Source organism: Acidovorax benzenivorans (genome assembly GCF_028680575.1).
Classification (GTDB): Bacteria; Pseudomonadota; Gammaproteobacteria; order Burkholderiales; family Burkholderiaceae_C; genus Acidovorax; species Acidovorax benzenivorans.
Genome location: NZ_JAPCKI010000003.1, coordinates 306,455 through 326,949, shown reverse-complemented (window position 1 = coordinate 326,949; position 20,495 = coordinate 306,455). Strand labels below are relative to the sequence as shown.

Genomic DNA, 20,495 nt, shown 5'->3' with positions numbered 1-20,495 from the left:
GCCCCACCCAGCCCGATACCCCTGCGCAGCCCCCGCCCTAAAATCCTTGGGGTGAACGACACCACCCCCTCCCTCGCAGCGGCGCAGCCCGCCTCCAGCCCCCTCGCCATCACACGCCGCCCCATCCGCGACTTGCCGGATGAACTCATCAGCCAGATCGCGGCCGGTGAGGTGGTGGAGCGCCCCGCCTCGGTGGTGCGCGAGTTGGTGGACAACGCGCTGGATGCGGGCGCCACACAAATCACCGTGCGGCTGTCGGCGGGCGGGGTGCGGTTGATCACGGTAGAAGACGACGGTGGCGGTATCCCACAAGAAGAACTGCCCGTGGCCCTGCGCCGCCACGCCACCAGCAAGATCACCAACCTGAACGACCTGGAAACCGTGGCCACCATGGGCTTTCGGGGCGAGGCGCTGGCCGCGATTGCGTCAGTGTCGGAGATGTCGCTGCTCTCCCGCCCCATCGCCCAGGCCAGCGCCTTCTTGCTGGACGCCCGAAGTGGCGAGCTGCGCCCCGCCGCGCGCAGCACCGGCACCACGGTGGAGGTGAAAGAGCTGTTCTTCTCCACCCCCGCGCGCCGCAAGTTCTTGAAGACCGACGCCACCGAGCTGGCGCACTGCATTGAATCGGTGCGCCGCCACGCGCTGGCAAGGCCCGATGTGGGCTTTGCGATCTGGCACGAAGGCAAGCTGGTGGAGCAATGGCGCGCCACCTTTGTGCCCGGCCAGGGCGATGCCCAAGATGCGCTGGCCCGCCGCCTGTCGGACGTGCTGGGCGAAGACTTCGTCACCCAGTCGGTCGCCGTGCAGCACCGCGTAGGCCCCGTCACCGTCACCGGCCGCGCAGGCCTGCCCGACGCGGCCCGCTCACGCCCCGACCACCAGTATTGCTACGTAAACGGCCGGTTTGTGCGCGACAAGGTGCTCACCCACGCCGCGCGCAGCGCCTACGAAGACGTGCTGCACGGGCACAAGCAGCCCATCTATGCGCTGTATGTCGAGATCGACCCGGCGCGCGTGGACGTGAACGTGCACCCCACCAAGATTGAGGTGCGCTTTCGCGACAGCCGCGAGGTGCACCAGGCCGTGCGCCACGCTGTAGAAAACGCGCTGGCCGCGCCCCGCGCTGCCGCGCTGGCAGCTGCGGCAGGGGCCGCCGCTTCTGCAGACACAGGCGCCGCGACACAGGGCCACACCGAGAATTTCAAGCCAAATCAGCCTCTAGCGCTTAACAGACAAGCGCAAGCAGCTATCAAATTTGAAGAACGTGGTCACCACGTGGCCGACCTGCAGGCCCTGTGGGGCCCCAGGAAAGACGACGCGGGCACCACAACTGCAGGGCCCACGGCGCCGTTGGTGAACTGGGGGGCTGCGGCCAACACCGCTGAGGCAGACGCCGTGCCACAGACCATCGCTGCCGCATCATTCACACCCCCTGCTGCGGCCTGGGGCCATACCGACACAGCCACTGAACCCGCCTGGCCCCAGGGCCACGGCCACAACGGTACAGGAACCGGCAACGACACCGCCTGGCCACTGGGCAAGGCCGTGGCCCAGTTGCACGGCGTCTACATCCTGGCCGAAAACGCCCAGGGCATGGTCATCGTGGACATGCATGCCGCCCACGAGCGCATCGTCTACGAACGCCTCAAGGCCCAGGTGGACAGCGGCGCCCGCATTGCCAGCCAACCCTTGCTGATCCCCGCCACCTTCGCCGCCACTCCGCAGGAAGTCGCCACGGCCGAAGAGTCTGCCGAGGTGCTGACCACGCTGGGCCTGGAGGTGGTGCCCTTCTCCCCCAAAACCCTGGCCGTGCGCGCCGTGCCCACCACCCTGGCCCAGGGCGACCCCGTGGAGCTGGCCCGCAGCGTACTGGCCGAACTGGCCGCCCACGACGCCACCACCGTGGTGCAGCGCGCCCGCAATGAAATCCTGGGCACCATGGCCTGCCACGGCGCCGTGCGGGCCAACCGCAAGCTCACCATCGACGAGATGAACGCCCTGCTGCGCCAAATGGAAACCACTGACCGATCGGACCAGTGCAACCATGGCCGCCCCACCTGGCGGCAGTTGAGCATGAAGGAGCTGGACGCGCTGTTCCTGCGCGGACGGTAGCGGCGAGCACAACACCGCCCGCGACATAGCCAGAGCCTTTTCCTCCAGCCATTGCCCCATCGCCTCCATGACCCAGCGCCGCAGCCGCCACCACCCCGCCCACGTCCCCGCACTGCGCATGCTGGCGGCCACCACAGCCCTGTGCATGGCCTGGTCCGCCCACGCAGGGCGCCCCCTGTCGGTGGACGATGCTGGCGTGGACGAGGTGGGCCACGGACACGTGGAAATGTGGTGGGAGGGCCTACGCGGTCAGCCGGGCACCGTGTACGCGGCCCCGGCCTTCACCCCCATCGCGGGACTGGAGCTGGGCGCTGTGCTCGCGCGTGACCGCAACGAGCGCCACACCCTGCAAGGCCTGCAGGCCAAGTGGCTGTGGAGCCCCGCACAGGAGCAGGGCTGCAACGCAGGCAGCAGTGCCGGAGTCGTGCACCGGCGCCAGAGCGCCGGGCAAAGTGCGGGCAGCGTGGTGGCACTCAACCTCATCGGCACCTGCGCCGCAACCTGGGGCACGGCCAACGCCAACCTGGGCAGCCAGCGCGAGCGCGGCCAATCCTGGCGCGCCACCTGGGGGGCATCGGTGGAACGCAGCTGGGGCGCCATCACGCCGCATCTGGAGGCCTTTGGCACCCAGGGCAGCGCCCCCACCTTTCAGACGGGCGCCCGGTGGGAGTGGGCGCCCGGCAAGCAGCTCGACGCTACCGTGGGCCGCCAGCAAGGGCGCACCCTGTTGAGCTTGGGGTTTGCGCTGGGGTTCTGACACACGCGCGATGCATAAAAAAAAGCCCGCGAATGCGGGCTTTTTTGTGAGCTTGCGGTACGCCGCACTGTCGCGGTCGGATGTCGCTGTCAGTTGTCGCGCGCGGCCTTGGCGGTGTCGGCAAAGTCGCTGAACACGCCGTCCACGCCCAGGTTGAAGAACAGCTTGTACTCGGCCTTGGGGTCGCCCTTGAAGTCCGACGCCAGGCGCTTGGCCTCGTTGCGGAAGGTGTAGGCGTGCACGAACAGGCCTGCTGCGTGGGCGTCCTTCACCACTGCGGTGGCGGGCATCATCACGCGGTCACGCTCGTCGATCTTGCCGTCGCCGTTCAGGTCGTCGGCCTTGCCATCCTTGTTGGCGTCCACTTGCTTGGAGGGGATCAGGTACGGCTTCCAGGGGCCAATGCCGTCGGCGTAGGTCTTGACTTCCTTGAGGCCCGCAGGGGTCAGCAGGCTGGCGAAGGTGCGCGAGTCACCTGCCACGGCAAAGTCATAGGGCTTGTCGTATGGGGCCACCAGCGACATGGTGCCATCGGGGTTCACATCGTCCGCGTCCACCAGCTGCACCAGGCGCACCTGGGTCTTGGTGCGCAGGTACTTGAGGTTGGAGACCTCGAACGACTGGATGATGACCGGCGAGCCCTTGGAGGTGTAGCCGTACTTGGCCAGGATGGCCAGCAGGCGATCTTCCAGCGGCAGGCCTTGCTTGACGTGGAAGGTGGGGTGCTTGGTCTCGGGGTACACGCCCACGGTGCGGCCGGCCTTGGCGCCTTCGCTCTTGGCCAGGTCCAGCACTTCTTCAAAGGTGGGGATCTGGAACTTGCCGTTGTACGACTGGTCGCGGTCAGACAGGGGCTGCACGGCGCGCAGGGTCTTTATTTCGGCCAGGGTGAAGTCGGAAACAAACCAGCCTTCTTCTTCCACGCCATCCACCACCTTCTTGGTCTTGCGGCTCGCAAACTCGGCACGGGTGGAGACATCGGTGGTGCCCGTGATGTTGGGCTCGTGGCGGGCAACCAGCACACCGTCCTTGGTGGCGACCAGGTCGGGCTCGATGAAGTCGGCGCCCATGTCGATGGCCAGCTTGTAGCCCTCCAGCGTGTGGTCGGGCCGGTAGCCCGCCGTGCCCCGGTGGCCAATCACCAGGGGCTTGTCGCCGTTCAACGTGGGGTAGGGATAGTCGTCGCTGCCGCCGCAGGCTGCCAGCGTGGCCACCAAGGCCAGCGCTCCCCATTTCACACCAGTGATATGCATGCTCTTCTCCTCGCTATGTTGTTGGTAGAACCGCCGAACTGTGGGGTCGGCATGTGACAAGGTCATGACGTCCGTTTTGCAAACGCATGACGGCCGCGCCACACACCAACCGCACCAATATGTGGCAAATATCCCAGCCACATTCCCCACCATTGTGCATAGGCATCGGCATGAACGTATAACTTTTGAACATAATTCGATGTTGCAGTGCGCCAAACCGGTGCATTACTGCCTTCGATGTTGTTGACCCCTTTAATGCTGAAAGCCCTTTAAACCATGAAACACGCGACCGCCGAGAGCTTCCTTTCCCACGTGGCGCTCCGCAATCCCGGCCAGCCGGAATTCCTGCAAGCCGTCACCGAAGTGATGGAAAGCCTGTGGCCGTTCATCGCGCAGCACCCGCGCTATGCCGAACATGGCCTGCTGGAACGACTGGTGGAGCCCGAGCGCATCGTGATGTTCCGCGTGTCCTGGGTGGACGACCATGGCAGCGTGCAGGTTAACCGGGGCTACCGCATCCAGCACAGCATGGCCATTGGCCCCTACAAGGGCGGCCTGCGTTTTCACCCGTCGGTCAACCTGTCGGTGCTCAAGTTCCTGGCGTTTGAGCAGACCTTCAAGAACGCTTTGACCACGCTGCCCATGGGCGGCGGCAAGGGCGGTTCCGACTTCGACCCCAAGGGCAAGAGCCCTGGCGAGGTCATGCGCTTTTGCCAGGCGTTCGTGTCCGAGTTGTTCCGCCATGTGGGCGCCGACACCGATGTGCCAGCGGGCGACATCGGCGTGGGCGGCCGCGAGGTGGGCTACATGGCGGGCATGTACAAAAAGCTCAGCAACCGCTCGGACTGCGTGTTCACCGGCAAGGGCCTGTCGTTCGGCGGCTCGCTGATCCGGCCCGAGGCCACGGGCTACGGCACCGTGTACTTCGCGCAGGAGATGCTCAAAACCCGAGGCCGTTCGTTCGACGGCCTGCGCGTGTCTGTGTCGGGCTCGGGCAACGTGGCGCAATACGCCGTGCAAAAGGCGATGGAGCTGGGCGCCAAGGTCGTCACGGTGTCGGACTCCAGCGGCACGGTGGTGGACGAAGACGGCTTCACATCCGAAAAGCTCGCCATCCTGATGGATGTGAAGAACCACCTGTACGGCCGCGTGAGCGACTACGCCGCCCGCACGGGTGTGAAGTTTGAAGCCGGTGTGCGCCCCTGGCACGTGAAGGTGGACGTGGCCCTGCCCTGCGCCACGCAAAACGAGCTGGACGAGAACGACGCAAAAACGCTCATCCAGAACGGCGTGCTTTGCGTGGCCGAAGGCGCCAACATGCCCTCGACCATTGACGCAGCCAAGGCGTTCGAGGCTGCAGGGGTGCTGTACGCCCCCGGCAAAGCCAGCAACGCCGGTGGTGTGGCCACATCGGGCCTGGAGATGAGCCAGAACTCGGCCCGCCTGTCCTGGCCCCGCGAAGAGGTGGACGCCCGTCTGCTGCAGATCATGCAGGGCATCCACGCAGCCTGCCTGCACTACGGCAAGCGCGCCGATGGCAGCGTGAGCTACATCGACGGCGCCAACATCGCCGGTTTTGTGAAGGTGGCTGACGCCATGCTGGCGCAAGGTGTTGTGTAAGGATGTGTTGACGACCTGAGCTGCCGGTCACGCAACAAATCACAGGGGCTTCGGCCCCTTTTGTTTTTGGCGCGCGGCGCAGTGCAGGCTATGCTGCACATCGCAACAAATATGCACATTTAGGGAGTCCGCCGTGGAAATCTTCAGCTTCTTGAACGTCATGGTTGAAAAGGGAGGCTCGGACCTCTTTTTCAGTGTCGGTGCGCCGGTCAATCTCAAGATCGAAGGGGTCACGCACCCGTTGAAGATGCCTGCATTGCTGCCCGGCCAGGTCAAGCAGCTGGCGTACTCGGTGATGAACGAAAAGCAGATCGGCGAGTTTGAGGCCAAGCAGGAGATGAACCTGTCGATCTCGGCCGAGAACCTGGGGCGCTTTCGGGTCAACGTGTTTGTTCAGCGTGGCGAAACCGGCATGGTGGTGCGCTACATCAAGAACAAGATCCCGCCGCTGGCCGCGCTGGGCCTGCCCCCGGTGCTGGAAAAGCTGGTGCTGCGCAAACGCGGCCTGGTGCTGGTGACGGGTGCCACCGGCTCGGGCAAATCGACCACGCTGGCGTCGATGATCAACTACCGCAACGAGAACGTCACGGGCCACATCCTCACCATCGAGGACCCCCTCGAATTTCTGCACGCGCACAAGCGCTCGGTGGTGGACCAGCGCGAGGTGGGCATTGACACGCAGTCGTACGAAGAAGCGCTGAAAAACGCGTTGCGCGAGGCGCCGGACGTGATCATGATCGGCGAGATCCGCGACCGCAACACCATGAAGCAGGCCATTGCCTATGCCGAGACCGGCCACCTGTGCCTGTCTACCCTGCACGCCAACAACGCCAACCAGGCCATGGAGCGGGTGATCAACTTCTTCCCGGAAGACGCGCACCACCAACTGCTGATGGACCTGAGCCTGAACCTGGCAGGCGTGGTGTCGCAGCGGCTCATTCCTGGCCTGCACGAGAAGCTGGTGCCTGCGGTGGAGGTGATGCTCACTTCGCCCTACATTGCAGACCTCATCGCCAAAGGGGAGTTTTCGGGCATCAAGGAGGCCATGGGCCACAGCACCGAGATCGGCATGTGCACGTTTGACCAGGCGCTGTACCAGCTCTACACCGAGGGCCGGATCTCGCTGGACGAGGCCCTGCACAACGCGGACTCACGCACCGACCTGGCGCTGCGCGTGCGCCTGGCGGCGGGCGTCAGCACTCAAGATGCGGGGGAGCTTTCCATCGACACATCCTCGCCCATGCAGTCGGCCTCGCGGCTGTCTTGAGCACCCTGCCCCCTGGCGCATGGGCCGCAGCCTTCTTGGGAATGCCCGGCAACCCGTGTCAGAACTTTGTGTCCATGCGTGAGTCTGTTTGTTGATGAAAAGAACCACGCTGCTCCTTTCCCTCGCGCTGGCAGTGGCTGTGAGCGCGGGTTGCGCCACCCTCGACGCCAAGCAGCGCGAATGGATCTTTCAGCCCAGCGACCGCAGTTGGGGCGGCACACAGTCCACCGAAGGCATGCAGGACGTGTGGATCGAGTTCACCTCCGACGCCAGCGGCAAGGCCGAGCGCTTGCACGGCCTGTGGCTACCCCACGGCAAGGCCAGCGCGCCGGTGCTGCTGTACCTGCATGGTGCGCGCTGGAACGTGGCGGGCTCGTCGGGCCGCATCCGGAGCATGCAGAAGCTGGGCTTTTCGGTGCTGGCCATCGACTACCGAGGTTTTGGCCGCAGCAGTGCGGGCCTGCCGTCCGAGGCCACCGCCGCTGAAGACGCCCGCGCCGCCTGGGACTGGCTGGCCACGCAGCAGCCGGGCAAGCCCCGCTACATCTTCGGCCACTCGCTGGGCGGCGCCATCGCCATCGACCTGGCGCGCCAGGTGCCGGATGAAAAGGGCACCATCGTCGAAGGCACCTTCACCAGCATCCCCGACGTGGTCAGCACCTTCAAATGGGGCTGGCTGCCGGTGTCGCCCCTCATCACGCAGCGGTTTGAATCCATCCGCAAGGTGGCCGACATCGGCTCGCCGCTGCTGGTGGTGCACGGCAGCAATGACAGCCTGATCCGCCCTGCGTTGGGCCGCCAGCTGTACGAGGCCGCCAAGGAGCCCAAGCAGTTTGTGCTGGTAGAAGGCGGCTCGCACCACAGCACCAACGCCGTGGGGCATCGCCAATACCGCGAGGCGGTGGCCTCGCTGTTTCACCTCAAGTAAGCGCAGCGGCTCGCCGCGCAGTCTCAGCGGCGCACCGCCTGTGCCAGCGCCGCCCAGGCCTTGAGCGTGAGCGGGTGGGTAAAGCCGGCCCCGGCCACCGGGTGCGACGACAGCTTGACCACCACCATCTCGGCAGCCGGGTTCACGTGGATGAACTGGCCATGGATGCCTGCGGCCTCGTAGGCGCCGTCGGCGTTGTGCAGCACCCACCACTGGTTGCGGTAGCTGTATCCGGGGCGAAAGGCCATGCCACCCATCTTGAACTTCTCGCGGTCGCCGCCCTTGGCGGTGTCGTCGATCACGGCCTTGTCAAAAATCTTCTGGCCGTTGTAGCTGCCGCCCAGGCGCAGCATTTCGCCAAATCGCGCCAGGTCGCGCGCCGTGGCGTTAAGGCCCGCGCCCTGCAGCGGTGTGCCCACGCTGTCCACCATCACGTGCGCATCTTCCTCGGTGCCCAGCTTCTGCCAGATGTTGTCGCTCATCAGCTCAGCCCAGTGTTTGCCGGTTGCGCGCGACACGATCCAGCCCAGCACCTCGGAATGCACCGTGCGGTACACAAAACCCGCGCCGTGTTCGCCCTCTTTCTTGAGCGTCTTCAAGAAGTCGTACACATTGGTCGGCCCTTGGTAGCCCGGTGGGCGTGGCAGCAGGCCGCTGGACCAGCTGTAGCCAAAGATCTCGGTGGTGGGGTCGGTGTAGACCTCGCGGAAGCGCACGGCGCCCGTCATGTCCATCACATCGCGCACCTTCATGTCGCCCCAGGCAGAGTCGGCCAGCTCGGGCACGTACTTGGTCACCAGGGCTTCCGGGTCGATCTTGCCCTCGTGCGCCAGTTGCGCCGCCATGAGCCCGGTGAACGACTTGGTCACAGAGAACAGCAGGTGGGGCGAGTGGGGCTTCATCTGGTTGTCGTAGCGCTCGTACACCACGCGGCCCTTGTGCAACACCACAAGGGCATCGGTGTAGGTGCGGGTGAACCATTGGTCCACGGTGATGGGCTGGCCCTTGTCGTCGTCAAACGTCACGCCACCCAGCGGCCGGGGGTCAGCCGACAAGGCCGATGGTGCAGCGCCGCCGCTGCGAATGTTGTGCGTGGGCTGCAGCTCCCGCAGGTGCTGCACCGTCCAGCGCAGCTGCGGGTATTTGTAGGAGTTGCTCAGGTCCACACGCTGCGCACCCTCGGGCGGGAAGCTGCTCATGTAGCCCAGCTTGTCCAGCGCCACGGTCTCGGGTGCGGGCAGCGCGGGGGCCTGGGCCTGGGCCGCAAAGGCTGCGCCCAGTGCAGCGGTAGCGCAGGCGGCCCGCCACAGCATTGCGGGAAGCGCCCTTGGGCGCTGTGGCCGTGCCGGATGCGCGGGGTGTGCAGGGTGCGCAGCAGAGGCTCGATGGATCATGTGCATGGCTTGTCTCCTTGTTGTGTTGTGTGGTGTCCCGGTGAGGCCCCTCTACAAGCAGGGGCTGACCACCGACCACCACCGCACAATGTAGCGGCGCCCCCTGGCCAGCGGGATGTCACCCGTGCGACGCTCTTTACACGCCAATCCGCACGAGCGCCCACGACTCCAGGCAGCGGCCCCAGCGGGGCGGCACCACACCCCCTTCTGGTACGCTCAGACAGATATGTCTGCCCCCTCCGCCACCGCAGCGCCTGCGGCCGCCCCCGTCTCGATTCCCCCCGGCCTGGCCATTCTGGTGCTGGCCTTGTTGCTGTCCATCCAGCCCGTCACCACCGACCTGTACCTGCCCGCCCTGCCCGCGCTCACCCGCAGCCTGGGTGCACCCATGGCGGCAGCGCAGCTCACGCTCAGCGGGCTGTTGTTGGCGTTTGGTTGCTCGCAGATGGTGTGGGGCCCGTTGTCTGACCGGTTTGGCCGCCGCCCCATCCTGCTGGCGGGCCTGGCCATCTACACCGTGGCCTCGCTGGGCAGCGCCATGGCGCCGACCATGGGCCTGTTGATTCTGTGGCGCATCGCCCAGGGTGCCGCCATGGGGGCCGTGGTGATGTGCGCTCGGGCCATTGTGCGCGACCTCTACACCCCGCTGGAGGGCGCCCGCGCCATGTCCAAGGCGCTCACGGGGCTGGGCATCGTGGCCTGCATCTGCGCGCCCATGGGGGGCCTGCTCAGCGAATGGCTGGGGTGGCGTGCGGCGCTGCTGGCCCTCACGGTGTACGCCGTGGTCACGCTGGCGCTGGTGGCCTTGCGCTTGCCCGAGACCCTGGCCCACCGCAACCCGCAGGCCCTGCAGCCCCGCGCGCTGGTGGGCACCTGGCAACATGTGCTGCGCAGCCCCACCTTCTGGGCGTTTTCGCTGCAGACCACGGCCACCTACGGCGGGCTGTTCACGTTTCTGGCCTCGTCCTCGTTTGTCTACATCGACGTGCTGGGCCTCACGCGCACCATGTACGGCTGGGTCATGGCGTCGGCCTGCGTGGCCTACTTTGCGGGCACCTTTGTGTGCCGCGCACTGCTGGCGCGCCATGGGCTGCAGCGCACGGTGGCCATCGCCGGGGCCTTGAGCGCCAGCGGTGGCACGCTGATGGCACTGGTGGCGTGGATGGGCTGGCACCACCCCTGGGCGCTGACGCTGCCGTTCTACCTGTTCATGGTGGCCCACGGCATCCACCAGCCCTGCGGGCAAAGTGGTGCGGTGGGGCCCTTCCCCAAGGCGGCGGGCGTGGCGTCGGCCCTCAACGGTTTCATGATGATGCTGGCGGCCTTTGCCATTGGTGGCTGGCTGGGCATGCGGCTTGATGGCACGGTGTGGCCGCTGGTCAGCGGCATCTGGTTCTGGTCGGTGGTGCTGGCCGTGATCTCCTGGACACTGGTGCAAAAGTTTGGAGCGCCCCGTGAGCACGCCTGACACCCTTCCCACCATCGCCCTGGCGGGCCCCACCGCGTCGGGCAAGACCGCAGGCGCGCTGGCGCTGGCCGCTGTGCTGGGCAAACAAGGCCAACCGGTCGAGATCATCAGCGTGGACTCGGCCCTGGTGTACCGGGGCATGGACATTGGCACCGCCAAGCCCACGCCCGAAGAGCGCGCCGCCGTGCCGCACCACCTCATCGACATCCGCGACCCGCTGCAGGCCTACAGCGCGGCCGAGTTTGTGCAAGACGCCACACGGCTCATCGGCGAGATCCGCGCGCGGGGTGCACTGCCCCTGCTGGTAGGCGGCACCATGCTGTACTTCAAGGCGCTGTTCGACGGCATTGACGACATGCCCGCCGCCAACCCCGAGGTGCGCGCGCGGCTTGAAGCCCAGGCGGCCGAGCAGGGCTGGCCAGCACTGCATGCCGAGCTGGGACGTGTGGACCCGGTGACGGCCGCACGCCTGGCACCCGGCGACAGCCAGCGCATCCAGCGAGCGCTGGAGGTATGGCATGTGTCAGGCCAGCCGCTGTCGAGCTTCCACGCTACCAAAAAGATAGCTGACAGCGCAAACAATACGGGCGCCAGCGCCCTTTTTTCCTTGGAACCCGATGACCGCGCCTGGCTGCATGCGCGTATCGCCCTGCGCTTTGACGCCATGCTGGCCGGCGGCTTCATCGATGAGGTGGTGGCCCTGCGTGCACGCGGCGACCTGCACCCCGACCTGCCCTCCATGCGCTGCGTGGGCTACCGGCAGGTGTGGGAAGAGCTGGACTTCCAGGCCAGCCGCCCCGCTGGCACGCCGTTGAACACGGCCTTCCTGCGCGAGCGCGGCATTGCTGCCACGCGCCAGCTGGCCAAGCGCCAGATCACCTGGCTGCGCAGCATGCCGCAGCGCCAAGCCATCGCCTGCGACCAGCCCCATGCAGTGGCCACCCTGGTGCAGGCCGTACTGCAGCGCCTGAAGCAGCGCACGCCATGACGCTGCTGCGTGTGGAGGGCCTCGGCAAACACTACGGCAGCACGCCGGTGTTTGCCAACGTGCAGTTCACCGTGGCGCCGGGCGAGTTTGTGGCCATCGTGGGCGATTCGGGCGTGGGCAAATCCACCCTGCTCAACTGCTTGGCCGGCCTTGATACCTGGGACGCCGGCCACATCACGCATGGCACCACCGACCTCGGTCAGCTCGATGACACACAGCGCGCACTGTGGCGCCGTGCCCATGTGGGTTTTGTGTTCCAAGCCTTCCACGTGCTGCCGCACCTGGACGTGGCGCAAAACGTGGCCCTGCCGCTGATGCTGCTGGGCCAGAGCGAGCCTGATCGCGTGCCGCACATGCTGACTGCCGTGGGCCTGGAGGGCCTGGGCGAGCGGCTGCCGCAGCAGCTCAGCGGTGGCCAGCTGCAACGCGTGGCCATTGCCCGCGCGCTGGTGCACCGCCCCGCCCTGCTGCTGGCCGACGAGCCCACCGGCAACCTCGACCCCACCACCGCAGCGCGTGTGATGGACCTGCTGCTGGCGCAGACGCGCGAGCATGGGGCATCGCTGGTGCTGGTCACACACTCGGACGCAGCGGCGGCGCGGGCGGACCGGGTGCTGCGGCTCACGGCCAGCGGCATCGCTGCATAGGCCCTCCACGCCGGGCCCCTAAAGAGGCAGCCTCAGCGCGGGCTGGCTCATTCGATATTCAACCGCTGCGCCGCCTTGTTCACCTTCTTGGGTAGTGTCAGCGTCAGCACGCCGTTGTCGTACTTGGCCTTGGCCTGCGCGGCGTCCACATCGGCGGGCAGCTGGAAGCTGCGGGCCACGGCGCCGTAATAGCGCTCGCTGCGCAGCACCTTTTCGCCCTCGCGCTTTTCATCGTGCTGGCGCACCTCGGCGCGCAGGCTCACCACATTGCCTTCGAGCGAGACATGGATGTCCTCCTTGGCCACGCCGGGCACCTCAGCCTGCACCGTGTAGCCACTTTCGGTTTCCTTCACATCGACCTTGATCTGACCAGGCGACGGCAGGTTGTCTCCATGCAGCGGGCGCACATAAAAACCGGGGGCAATGTCCTTGAAGAAGTCGTCAAACAGACTGCCGCGGTTCACGAGAGAGTTCATGGTTTTGGCTCCTGAAAAGAGGTTGAAAGGGGTTGGTACAGACAACCGGGCCTGCGCAGGAGTGCAGACCCCGCTGCCAAGATAGGCGCAACCTTTCGGCACTTCAAGAGGGTGCACAACGCAAGGTTGATGCGCATCAAACGCCGCCGCTAACAGCCCCTGCGGCCACAATGCAGGCCATGCTCGCCCTGCTTCGCACTTTCTCCTGGCAAGACCTGCGCCACCACCCTTGGCGCAGTGCGGCGGCGGTGGCAGCCGTCATGCTGGGCGTGGCGCTGGCGTTTGCGGTGCATGTGATCAATGCGTCGGCGCTGGACGAGTTCTCGCAGGCCGTGCGCGCCGTCAACGGCCAGCCCGACCTGGAGCTGCGCGCCATGCAGGGCCACCTGCCCGAGGCGCTGTACGAACGCCTGGCCACTGACCCGCAGGTGGCTCGCGCCAGCCCGCTGCTGGAGCTGTCGGCCGTGGCGCAGGTGGGCACTACCAACGCCAATGCCAGCCCCGGGCGCACCCCGCTGCGCGTGCTGGGCGCCGATGCACTGCTGCTGCCCACCACGGCCCCCGCGCTCATGCCACGCCCTTGGGACGGCACAGACCGATTCGCCCTCTTTGCACCCGCCACGGTGTTCCTCAACACGGCTGCCCTGCAGGCGCTGGGCCTGTCTCCTGCGGCCGCGTCCCCCCTGCCCCAGCTCACGCTGCAGGTGGGCTTGCAACAAACGCTCACCGTGCAGGTGGCGGGCACCGTGACGGCAGGCGGCGCCCCGCTGGCCGTGATGGACATCGGCGCCGCGCAGGACCTGTTTGGCCGCGCGGGCGCACTCACCCGCATCGACCTGCAACTGCAGCCCGGCACCGACCGCATCGCGTGGGAGGCCACGCTGCGCACGCAGCCCGACTGGCCGACCAATCTGGTGCTAGCGCAGCCCGGCGATGCCACCCAGCGCATCAGCAACCTGTCACGCGCCTACCGGGTCAACCTGACCGTGCTGGCGCTGGTGGCGCTGTTCACCGGGGCGTTTTTGGTGTTCTCGGTGCTGGCGCTCAGCGTGGCGCAGCGCGGGCCGCAGTTTGCGCTGCTGGCTGTGCTGGGCGCCACGCCGCGCCAGCGGCTGGCGCTGGTGCTGGCCGAATCGGCAGCGCTGGGCCTGCTGGGCAGCGTGATGGGCATTGCGCTGGGCACCGCGCTGGCGGCCACCGCGCTGCAACTGCTGGGCGGCGACCTGGGCGGCGGCTACTTTGCGGGCGTGCGGCCCGCGCTGCAATGGAGCGCCCCCGCAGCCCTGGTGTATGGCGCACTGGGCGTAGCGGCAGCCTTGGTGGGCGGCTGGTGGCCTGCCCGCGCCGCTCAGACCCTGCCCCCCGCCCAAACCTTGAAGGGCCTTGGCGCCGCAGCCAGCCAGACGGACAACGGCATGATTGGTATCGTTTTGATAGCTACCGGCGCAATACTGACTTTCGCTCCACCCGTATTTGGCATCCCATTGGCTGCCTACCTGGCCATCGCGCTGCTGCTGGTGGGCGGCATCGCCTTGCTGCCATGGGGCATGGCCAGGTTGCTGGCGTGGCTGCAGCCCCTGGCCGCGCGGCATGTGCTGCCGCTGCTGGCGCTGGAGCGCGCACGGCGCATGCGTGGCAGCGCGGCCATTGCCGTGGGCGGTGTGGTCACATCCCTCAGCCTGGCCGTGGCGCTGACGGTGATGGTGGCGAGCTTTCGCGGCTCGGTCACGCAGTGGCTGGACGCGGTGCTGCCGTCGCCGCTGTATGTGCGCTCGGCCATCAGTGCGGGCAGCACGGGCGGTACCGAGGCCGCGTTGCTGCCTGCGGGTTTTGCAGAAGCGGTGGCCCAGCTACCAGGCCTGGCCCGTGTACAAGCCCTGCGTGCCAGCCCACTGCAGCTGTCGCCCACCCTGCCAGCCCTGATGCTGCTGAGCCGCCCGCTGGGTGACGACCCCGCACAGCGCTTGCCCCTGGTGGATGAGGCTCTGCCCGTGCCCCCCGGTCGCACCGGCGTGTACATCAGCGAAGCCGTGGTGGACCTGTACGGCCTGCGCCCCGGCATGGAGTGGCCCGCACTTTCCAAGGCTTTTAGCCCTCAAGCGCAAGAGAATAAAGCACCAGCAGCTATCTTTTATATAGCAGGCATCTGGCGGGACTACGCCCGGCAAACCGGCGCCGTGGTGATGGACCGCGCCGTGTGGCTGCGCCTGACCGGCGACGCCCGCACCAGCGACCTGGCCCTGTGGCCCAGCGAAGGCACCGATCTATCCGCCCTGCAGCAGTCCATCCGCGCGCTGGCAGCGGCGCAAGTCGGCCGCCAGCCCTCCACTGGGGCGGGTGCCGCCACGGGCGACAACGAGGCACTGGTGGAATTCAGCTCCGCCAGCGCCATCCGCGAACGCTCGCTGCGCATCTTTGACCGCAGCTTCGCCGTCACCTACTGGCTGCAGGCCGTGGCCATCGGCATCGGCCTGTTCGGCGTGGCCGCCAGCTTCAGCGCCCAGGTGCTGGCCCGCCGCAAAGAGTTTGGCCTGCTGGCCCACCTGGGCCTCACCCGGCGGCAGATCCTGACCGTGGTCGCCAGCGAAGGCGCCGCCTGGACGGCAGTGGGCGCCGCTGCGGGCGTGCTGCTGGGGCTGGCCGTGTCCGTGGTGCTGGTGCATGTGGTCAACCCGCAGAGTTTTCACTGGACGATGAACCTCAATGTGCCCGGTGGTCGGCTATTGGGCCTGTGCCTGGCGGTGATCGTGTCCGGCACAGCGACGGCCTGGCTGGCGGGGAGGGCAGCGGCGGGGAAGGATGCGGTGATGGCGGTGAAAGAAGACTGGTGAACTGAATAACGCTCGCTAAATGAGATCAGCAAGAATCAGTACACGCCGCAAGCGGCGTATCTCGCACGGATCTCTTCGTTAAACTTTTCTCAGCTCCCCCGCCGCGATTAGCACACTTCACAACCTAGACACACCTCAAATAATGCGCCATGAACTACTGATAACGTTAGTCCTATTGTTAACCTCAACAGGACTAGCGTACGCCTCCACAAACCCGTCGACGAACTCGGACCCAATAGTTCGCATAGTCAGTGAAGCATTTGAACGCGACCCTGACATCGCCCCAGATGGTTCCACAGTCATCCGCGACGTCAGGACGAAGCGCAATACGCCGTCTACGGTGGTAGTTTACGAACGGCTGAGAGCAGCCTGCAGAACTCGCGGTAGCGAAGCCCAAGCACACAAGGCAGGTTCGCTATGGAACGTTTACGAAAAGCCCCTGGGATGGGACAACGAGCCATCTCAGGAAGCGTTGAGGGAAGCGAACGTTTCGGCTGAGCGCGTCAAGGCAGCACGTACCGCAGCGCTCAAAAAGGGGACGAAGGTTCGACTTGCGTCAGAGGTCGTGGTTGAGAGTTTTGCTCAACGACTGAATATTCAGCCCAAAGAAATGAGTTGGGTTGCCGACATACAGCCGTTCGCTTGCGTTGATTTCGGCCCTTTAGGATTTCGTCAAGTCGTCTTCTATGCAGGTTTTGTGGGTAGGGAACTCTCAGGCGTGGTCGAAACCGTCAATTTCATCTACGCGCCGTCCGGCGCCTTAGTGCAATTCAACGCCAACAATTTGGCCAAGCTTCTGAGCGATGAGTTCATCGGCACCAACGAATCAGCACTACAAGAAATGGCCGCGAAGCAGAAAATAGAGGACGCCAAACCGAAGGTTCGAAGCTATACAGCGCAAAAGGTGTCGAGTGCTGTGCATTCCGTGAGCTACATGGTCAACGGAGGCATCGAGATGAAGCTTGAGAACCGAACAAATCGACCTGTGAAGATTCGTCCCGACTTCATTCAGTCCCTCACCGTTGGTGGCAACACATATGCACTGGTCTATCAAAAAGCAAGGGGTGAACACCGCGATGTCTACCTTCATGCAAATAAAGGCTGCGTCGAGCTGACAGAGGGGCAGCACGAGTTGCTCCTAAACCCAGGAGCATCTTGCGATGTGAGTATCCCGCTTGCCAATGCGATTAGTCTGGGGTCCCCGCATCTGCCAGACGCAGTGGCCACAGCACAAACACAGGACGGTCCCTTGCGCATGCTGCCGATCTACTTTGAAGCAACACGGTAGAACCCGGAAGCTCGTGCGCATGTTCTAGCACACAGCGTTTTCGCTCCCTGAGCGCAACACAAGAATTCAGATGGGAAGCCAGCAGCTCAAGATGTGCCCAATTTGCCTTCCAGCGTCTTGTGAACCCAGCCCAACTACCAATACATCCCTCATGCCCCTCCCCTCCCCCTGGCTCCACGAAGCCATCGCCCGCATCGAAGCCGACTACCAGCGCAGTGCCGACACGCACCTGATCCCGCTGCGGCTGCCCGCCTTTGCCGCGCACGGCATTGACCTGTACCTCAAGGACGAATCCACCCACCCTACGGGCAGCCTGAAGCACCGGCTGGCGCGGTCGCTGTTTTTGTATGCGCTGTGCAATGGCTGGGTGCATGAGGGCTCGACCATCGTCGAGTCGTCCAGCGGCTCCACGGCGGTGAGTGAGGCCTACTTTGCGCGTCTGCTGGGGCTGCCGTTTGTGGCGGTGATGCCGCGCAGCACCTCGCCCGAGAAGGTCGCGCAGATCGAGTTCCACGGCGGGCGTTGCCATTTTGTGGACAGCGCGGGCGCGGTGTACGACGCAGCCCGTGCGATTGCCGAAGAGACGGGCGGCCACTACATGGATCAGTTCACCTATGCCGAGCGTGCGACCGACTGGCGCGGCAACAACAACATTGCCGAGAGCATGTTCACGCAAATGGCGCGCGAGCCGCACCCGGTTCCGCGCTGGATTGTGGTGGGTGCGGGCACGGGCGGCACCAGCGCCACCATTGGCCGCTATGTGCGCTACCAGCGCCATGCCACGCAGGTGTGTGTGGCCGACCCGGCTGGATCGGTGTTCAGCGCCTATCACCGCACGGGCGATGCGCAGCTGACGGCACCGGGCTCGCGCATCGAGGGCATTGGGCGCCCGCGTGTGGAACCGAGTTTTATCCGCACACTGGTGGACCGCATGGTGGATGTGGCGGACTGCGAATCCATTGCCGCCATGCGTGCGCTGTCACAACTGCTGGGGCGGCGCGTCGGGCCGTCCACCGGCACCAACTTTGTCGCGATGCTCGCGCTGGCCAGCGAGATGCGCGAACGGGGCGAGCGCGGCTCCATCCTGTCGCTGCTGTGTGATGCGGGCGAGCGGTATCTGCCCACGTATTTCGACACCGCGTGGGTGGACCGCACATTTGGTGACTGCTCGGCGGCGCAGCAGAAGATGGACGCACTGCTCGGCTGACGCCAGCCACGTTCCGCCCCATGCCCTCTTGTGCTTTGCCTTCAGGTCCCTTCGCGTCACAACACGGCCCTGTGGCCACGCGCCGCCAATGGCTGACTACGCAGGTACCCATGGGTCTGGCGGCAATAGTTGCTGCAGGGTGGTTACCGGATGCGGCGCATGCCTTGCCCGCGCGCGCATTGACCTTTCCACGCGACCACGGCAGCCACCCGGAGCTGCGCACCGAATGGTGGTACATCACCGGTCACATGCAGACGCAGGGGCAGCCCTGGGGGTTTCAACTCACGTTCTTTCGTTCGCGGGTCGATGGCACGCAACAGCTGCAGTCTGCGTTTGCGGCCAAACAGCTGCTGTTTGCGCATGCCGCCATCACCGATGTGCGCGGCCAGCGGCTGATGCACGACCAGCGTATTGCGCGTGCAGGGTTTGGGGTGGCACAAGCCAGCGAACAGGACACCCGCATCCGGCTGCAGGACTGGACGCTGGAGCGCAGTGACACCGCACGCGAAAAGCCGGACTTTATGACCAGCCGTTACACCGCCCAGATTGCGGGCAGCGAGTTTGGGCTGGACCTGGTGTTCGACAGCACCCAGCCCGTGCTGTTGCAAGGGCTGCAGGGGTTGTCCCGCAAGGGGCCGGATGCGGAGCAGGCCAGTTACTACTACAGCCAGCCTCAACTTGCTGTCAGCGGCACCCTGACAGTGAGGGGCAAACGCATGGCAGTCGCGCCCGACACCGGCCGCGCCTGGATGGACCACGAATGGAGCGAGGCGCTGCTGCACCCCGAGGCCCAGGGGTGGGACTGGATCGGGATGAACCTGCACGACGGCAGCGCGCTCACGGCGTTTCGCCTGCGGCGGGCAGATGGCGCTGCGTTGTGGGCAGGCGGGTCGTGGCGGGCACCAGGGCAGCCTGTGCAAGTGTTTGATGCGCAGTCTGTGGTGTTCACCCCTCTGCGCTGGTGGACCAGCCCGCGCAGCGGCGCGCGCTACCCGGTGCAGTGGCGGGTGCAGACGCCGACCGGCGCCTTTGAGGTGAACGCGCTGCTGGACAACCAGGAGTTGGACAGCAGCGGATCGACGGGTGCGATCTATTGGGAGGGGCTGTCTGACCTGATGGCCCCCACGGGCCAGTCCGTGGGCAAGGGCTACCTGGAGATGACCGGATACACAAAGCCGCTGCGCCTGTGAAGGCTGCAGCGGCCTGATGTCTGAAGGGTGCCCCACCACAAGGCGGCGGGGTCACTTGCTCAATGTTTGTTGGAGTTGCCCGCGCGGCGCTGAGCCAGCCACGCAATGATCTCGCCCATGATGCCCCGGCGGAAAGCCAGCACGCAGACCACGAAGATCAGGCCCGTGACCATGGTGACCGATTCACCCAGGGTCTTGAACCACTCCACACTGGTCAGTGCGGCCAGCAGGTTGCCGAATTCGCCAATCTTGTTCTCCAGCAACACCACCACCGCAGAGCCGATGAGCGGGCCCGACAATGTGCCCAGGCCACCCACCAGCGTCATCAGGATGACCTGGCCCGAGGCGGTCCAGTGCACGTCCGACAACGTGGCAAAGCCCAGCACCAAGGTCTTGAGGGAACCAGCCAGACCCGCCAGTGCCGCCGACAACACAAAGGCCAAGAGCTTGAAGCGGTGCGTGTCGTAGCCCAGCGAGATGGCGCGGGGTTCGTTCTCTTTGATGCCTTTGAGCACCTGGCCAAACGGCGAATGGATGGTGCGCACGATGACCAAAAAGGCCAGCACCACCACCACAAGCGCCACGTAATACATGACCAGGTCACTTTGCAGATCGATCAAGCCAAACAGCTTGCCGCGCGGTACGCCCTGCAGGCCGTCCTCACCGCCCGTGAAGGGGGCTTGCAGGCAGGCAAAGAACAACATCTGCGCCAGCGCCAGTGTGATCATCGAGAAGTAGATGCCTTGGCGGCGGATGGCCAGCCAACCAAACAGCAGGCCCAGCAGCGCGCCACCAGCGGTGCCGAGCAGCAGGCCGACCTCCGGGGTCAGCCCCCAGACCTTGATGGCATGCCCGGCCACGTAGGCGGCCCCCCCCAGAAAGGCTGCATGGCCAAAGGACAGCAGGCCGGTGTAACCCAGCAACAGGTTGAACGCCGAAGCAAACAGTGCAAAGCACATGAGCTTCATCACGAAGACAGGATAGGCGCCGAGGAAAGGCGCGGCAATGAGGGCCAGCAGCAGCAGGCCGTAACCAATGGTGGCAGTGTTCTTGGAATTCATGCTGACGG

16 protein-coding genes are annotated in these 20,495 nt (G+C 65.7%); 12 read left to right on the top strand and 4 right to left on the bottom strand.

Features of this window, described 5'->3' with window-relative positions; genetic code table 11:
• Positions 1-42 precede the first annotated feature (42 nt).
• A complete protein-coding gene (mutL, locus tag OIN59_RS07380; RefSeq protein ID WP_407655070.1) occupies positions 43-2,112 on the top strand; it encodes a DNA mismatch repair endonuclease MutL in 2,070 nt (689 codons plus the stop codon).
• 67 nt (positions 2,113-2,179) lie between these two features.
• Positions 2,180-2,869 (top strand): hypothetical protein, encoded by a 690-nt coding sequence (locus OIN59_RS07375; RefSeq protein WP_274108732.1) that lies wholly within the window; start codon positions 2,180-2,182, stop codon positions 2,867-2,869.
• An 89-nt stretch (positions 2,870-2,958) separates the two neighbouring features.
• Here the strand turns inward: OIN59_RS07375 and OIN59_RS07370 are convergent, their stop codons facing one another.
• Positions 2,959-4,122 carry a glycerophosphodiester phosphodiesterase gene (locus tag OIN59_RS07370; RefSeq protein WP_274108730.1) on the bottom strand — a complete coding sequence of 388 codons (1,164 nt, stop codon included), beginning with the start codon at positions 4,120-4,122 and terminating at the stop codon, positions 2,959-2,961.
• 276 nt (positions 4,123-4,398) lie between these two features.
• Between OIN59_RS07370 and gdhA the strand changes: the two genes are divergently transcribed.
• The 3 genes from gdhA to OIN59_RS07355 all read left to right on the top strand — a co-directional run bounded on the left by gdhA (position 4,399) and on the right by OIN59_RS07355 (position 7,937).
• On the top strand, positions 4,399-5,742 hold the full coding sequence (gene gdhA / locus OIN59_RS07365) for an NADP-specific glutamate dehydrogenase (protein WP_274108728.1): 1,344 nt from the start codon (positions 4,399-4,401) through the stop codon (positions 5,740-5,742).
• 133 nt (positions 5,743-5,875) lie between these two features.
• Positions 5,876-7,009, top strand: coding sequence for a PilT/PilU family type 4a pilus ATPase (locus tag OIN59_RS07360; protein ID WP_274108726.1), 1,134 nt, complete (start codon positions 5,876-5,878; stop codon positions 7,007-7,009).
• Positions 7,010-7,103: 94 nt separating this feature from the next.
• Entirely contained in the window at positions 7,104-7,937 is an 834-nt protein-coding gene (locus OIN59_RS07355; protein ID WP_274108724.1) for an alpha/beta hydrolase, read from the top strand.
• 23 nt (positions 7,938-7,960) lie between these two features.
• Here the strand turns inward: OIN59_RS07355 and OIN59_RS07350 are convergent, their stop codons facing one another.
• Positions 7,961-9,250 carry a serine hydrolase domain-containing protein gene (locus OIN59_RS07350; protein ID WP_274109064.1) on the bottom strand — a complete coding sequence of 430 codons (1,290 nt, stop codon included), beginning with the start codon at positions 9,248-9,250 and terminating at the stop codon, positions 7,961-7,963.
• A gap of 307 nt (positions 9,251-9,557) precedes the next feature.
• Here OIN59_RS07350 and OIN59_RS07345 point away from each other — a divergent pair, with 307 nt between their 5' ends.
• From OIN59_RS07345 to OIN59_RS07335, 3 genes are read left to right on the top strand one after another with little or no spacing between them, the layout of a single operon-like run.
• Positions 9,558-10,799, top strand: a complete 1,242-nt coding sequence (locus OIN59_RS07345) for a multidrug effflux MFS transporter (protein WP_274108722.1) — start codon at positions 9,558-9,560, stop codon at positions 10,797-10,799.
• Positions 10,786-11,787 (top strand): tRNA (adenosine(37)-N6)-dimethylallyltransferase MiaA, encoded by a 1,002-nt coding sequence (gene miaA / locus OIN59_RS07340; RefSeq protein ID WP_274108720.1) that lies wholly within the window; start codon positions 10,786-10,788, stop codon positions 11,785-11,787. Before OIN59_RS07345 ends, miaA begins: the two co-directional genes overlap by 14 nt.
• Entirely contained in the window at positions 11,784-12,434 is a 651-nt protein-coding gene (locus tag OIN59_RS07335) for an ABC transporter ATP-binding protein (protein WP_274108718.1), read from the top strand. Before miaA ends, OIN59_RS07335 begins: the two co-directional genes overlap by 4 nt.
• 47 nt (positions 12,435-12,481) lie before the next feature.
• On the opposite strand, the gene OIN59_RS07330 is transcribed toward OIN59_RS07335, so the two are convergent.
• Positions 12,482-12,910 (bottom strand): Hsp20/alpha crystallin family protein, encoded by a 429-nt coding sequence (locus OIN59_RS07330; RefSeq protein WP_274108715.1) that lies wholly within the window; start codon positions 12,908-12,910, stop codon positions 12,482-12,484.
• 170 nt (positions 12,911-13,080) lie between these two features.
• Here OIN59_RS07330 and OIN59_RS07325 point away from each other — a divergent pair, with 170 nt between their 5' ends.
• The 4 genes from OIN59_RS07325 to OIN59_RS07310 all read left to right on the top strand — a co-directional run bounded on the left by OIN59_RS07325 (position 13,081) and on the right by OIN59_RS07310 (position 19,426).
• Positions 13,081-15,741 (top strand): FtsX-like permease family protein, encoded by a 2,661-nt coding sequence (locus OIN59_RS07325; protein ID WP_274108713.1) that lies wholly within the window; start codon positions 13,081-13,083, stop codon positions 15,739-15,741.
• 340 nt (positions 15,742-16,081) lie between these two features.
• Positions 16,082-17,029, top strand: a complete 948-nt coding sequence (locus OIN59_RS07320; RefSeq protein WP_274108711.1) for a hypothetical protein — start codon at positions 16,082-16,084, stop codon at positions 17,027-17,029.
• Between the two features lie 151 nt (positions 17,030-17,180).
• Positions 17,181-18,236, top strand: a complete 1,056-nt coding sequence (locus OIN59_RS07315; RefSeq protein ID WP_274108709.1) for a PLP-dependent cysteine synthase family protein — start codon at positions 17,181-17,183, stop codon at positions 18,234-18,236.
• 20 nt (positions 18,237-18,256) lie between these two features.
• A complete protein-coding gene (locus tag OIN59_RS07310; RefSeq protein ID WP_407655067.1) occupies positions 18,257-19,426 on the top strand; it encodes a lipocalin-like domain-containing protein in 1,170 nt (389 codons plus the stop codon).
• Between the two features lie 59 nt (positions 19,427-19,485).
• Here OIN59_RS07310 and OIN59_RS07305 read toward each other — a convergent pair whose 3' ends face one another.
• Complete coding sequence (locus OIN59_RS07305; RefSeq protein WP_274108707.1) at positions 19,486-20,487, bottom strand: branched-chain amino acid ABC transporter permease; 1,002 nt, start codon at positions 20,485-20,487, stop codon at positions 19,486-19,488.
• Positions 20,488-20,495 lie beyond the last annotated feature (8 nt).

Coding starts and splice junctions, on each gene's coding strand:
- OIN59_RS07375 (WP_274108732.1), top strand. CDS start 2,180: ATGACCCAGCGCCGCAGCCGCCACCACCCCGCCCACGTCCCCGCACTG.
- OIN59_RS07370 (WP_274108730.1), bottom strand. CDS start 4,122: ATGCATATCACTGGTGTGAAATGGGGAGCGCTGGCCTTGGTGGCCACG.
- gdhA (WP_274108728.1), top strand. CDS start 4,399: ATGAAACACGCGACCGCCGAGAGCTTCCTTTCCCACGTGGCGCTCCGC.
- OIN59_RS07355 (WP_274108724.1), top strand. CDS start 7,104: ATGAAAAGAACCACGCTGCTCCTTTCCCTCGCGCTGGCAGTGGCTGTG.
- OIN59_RS07350 (WP_274109064.1), bottom strand. CDS start 9,250: ATGCTGTGGCGGGCCGCCTGCGCTACCGCTGCACTGGGCGCAGCCTTT.
- OIN59_RS07345 (WP_274108722.1), top strand. CDS start 9,558: ATGTCTGCCCCCTCCGCCACCGCAGCGCCTGCGGCCGCCCCCGTCTCG.
- OIN59_RS07335 (WP_274108718.1), top strand. CDS start 11,784: ATGACGCTGCTGCGTGTGGAGGGCCTCGGCAAACACTACGGCAGCACG.
- OIN59_RS07330 (WP_274108715.1), bottom strand. CDS start 12,910: ATGAACTCTCTCGTGAACCGCGGCAGTCTGTTTGACGACTTCTTCAAG.
- OIN59_RS07325 (WP_274108713.1), top strand. CDS start 13,081: ATGCAGGCCATGCTCGCCCTGCTTCGCACTTTCTCCTGGCAAGACCTG.
- OIN59_RS07315 (WP_274108709.1), top strand. CDS start 17,181: ATGCCCCTCCCCTCCCCCTGGCTCCACGAAGCCATCGCCCGCATCGAA.
- OIN59_RS07310 (WP_407655067.1), top strand. CDS start 18,257: ATGCCCTCTTGTGCTTTGCCTTCAGGTCCCTTCGCGTCACAACACGGC.
- OIN59_RS07305 (WP_274108707.1), bottom strand. CDS start 20,487: ATGAATTCCAAGAACACTGCCACCATTGGTTACGGCCTGCTGCTGCTG.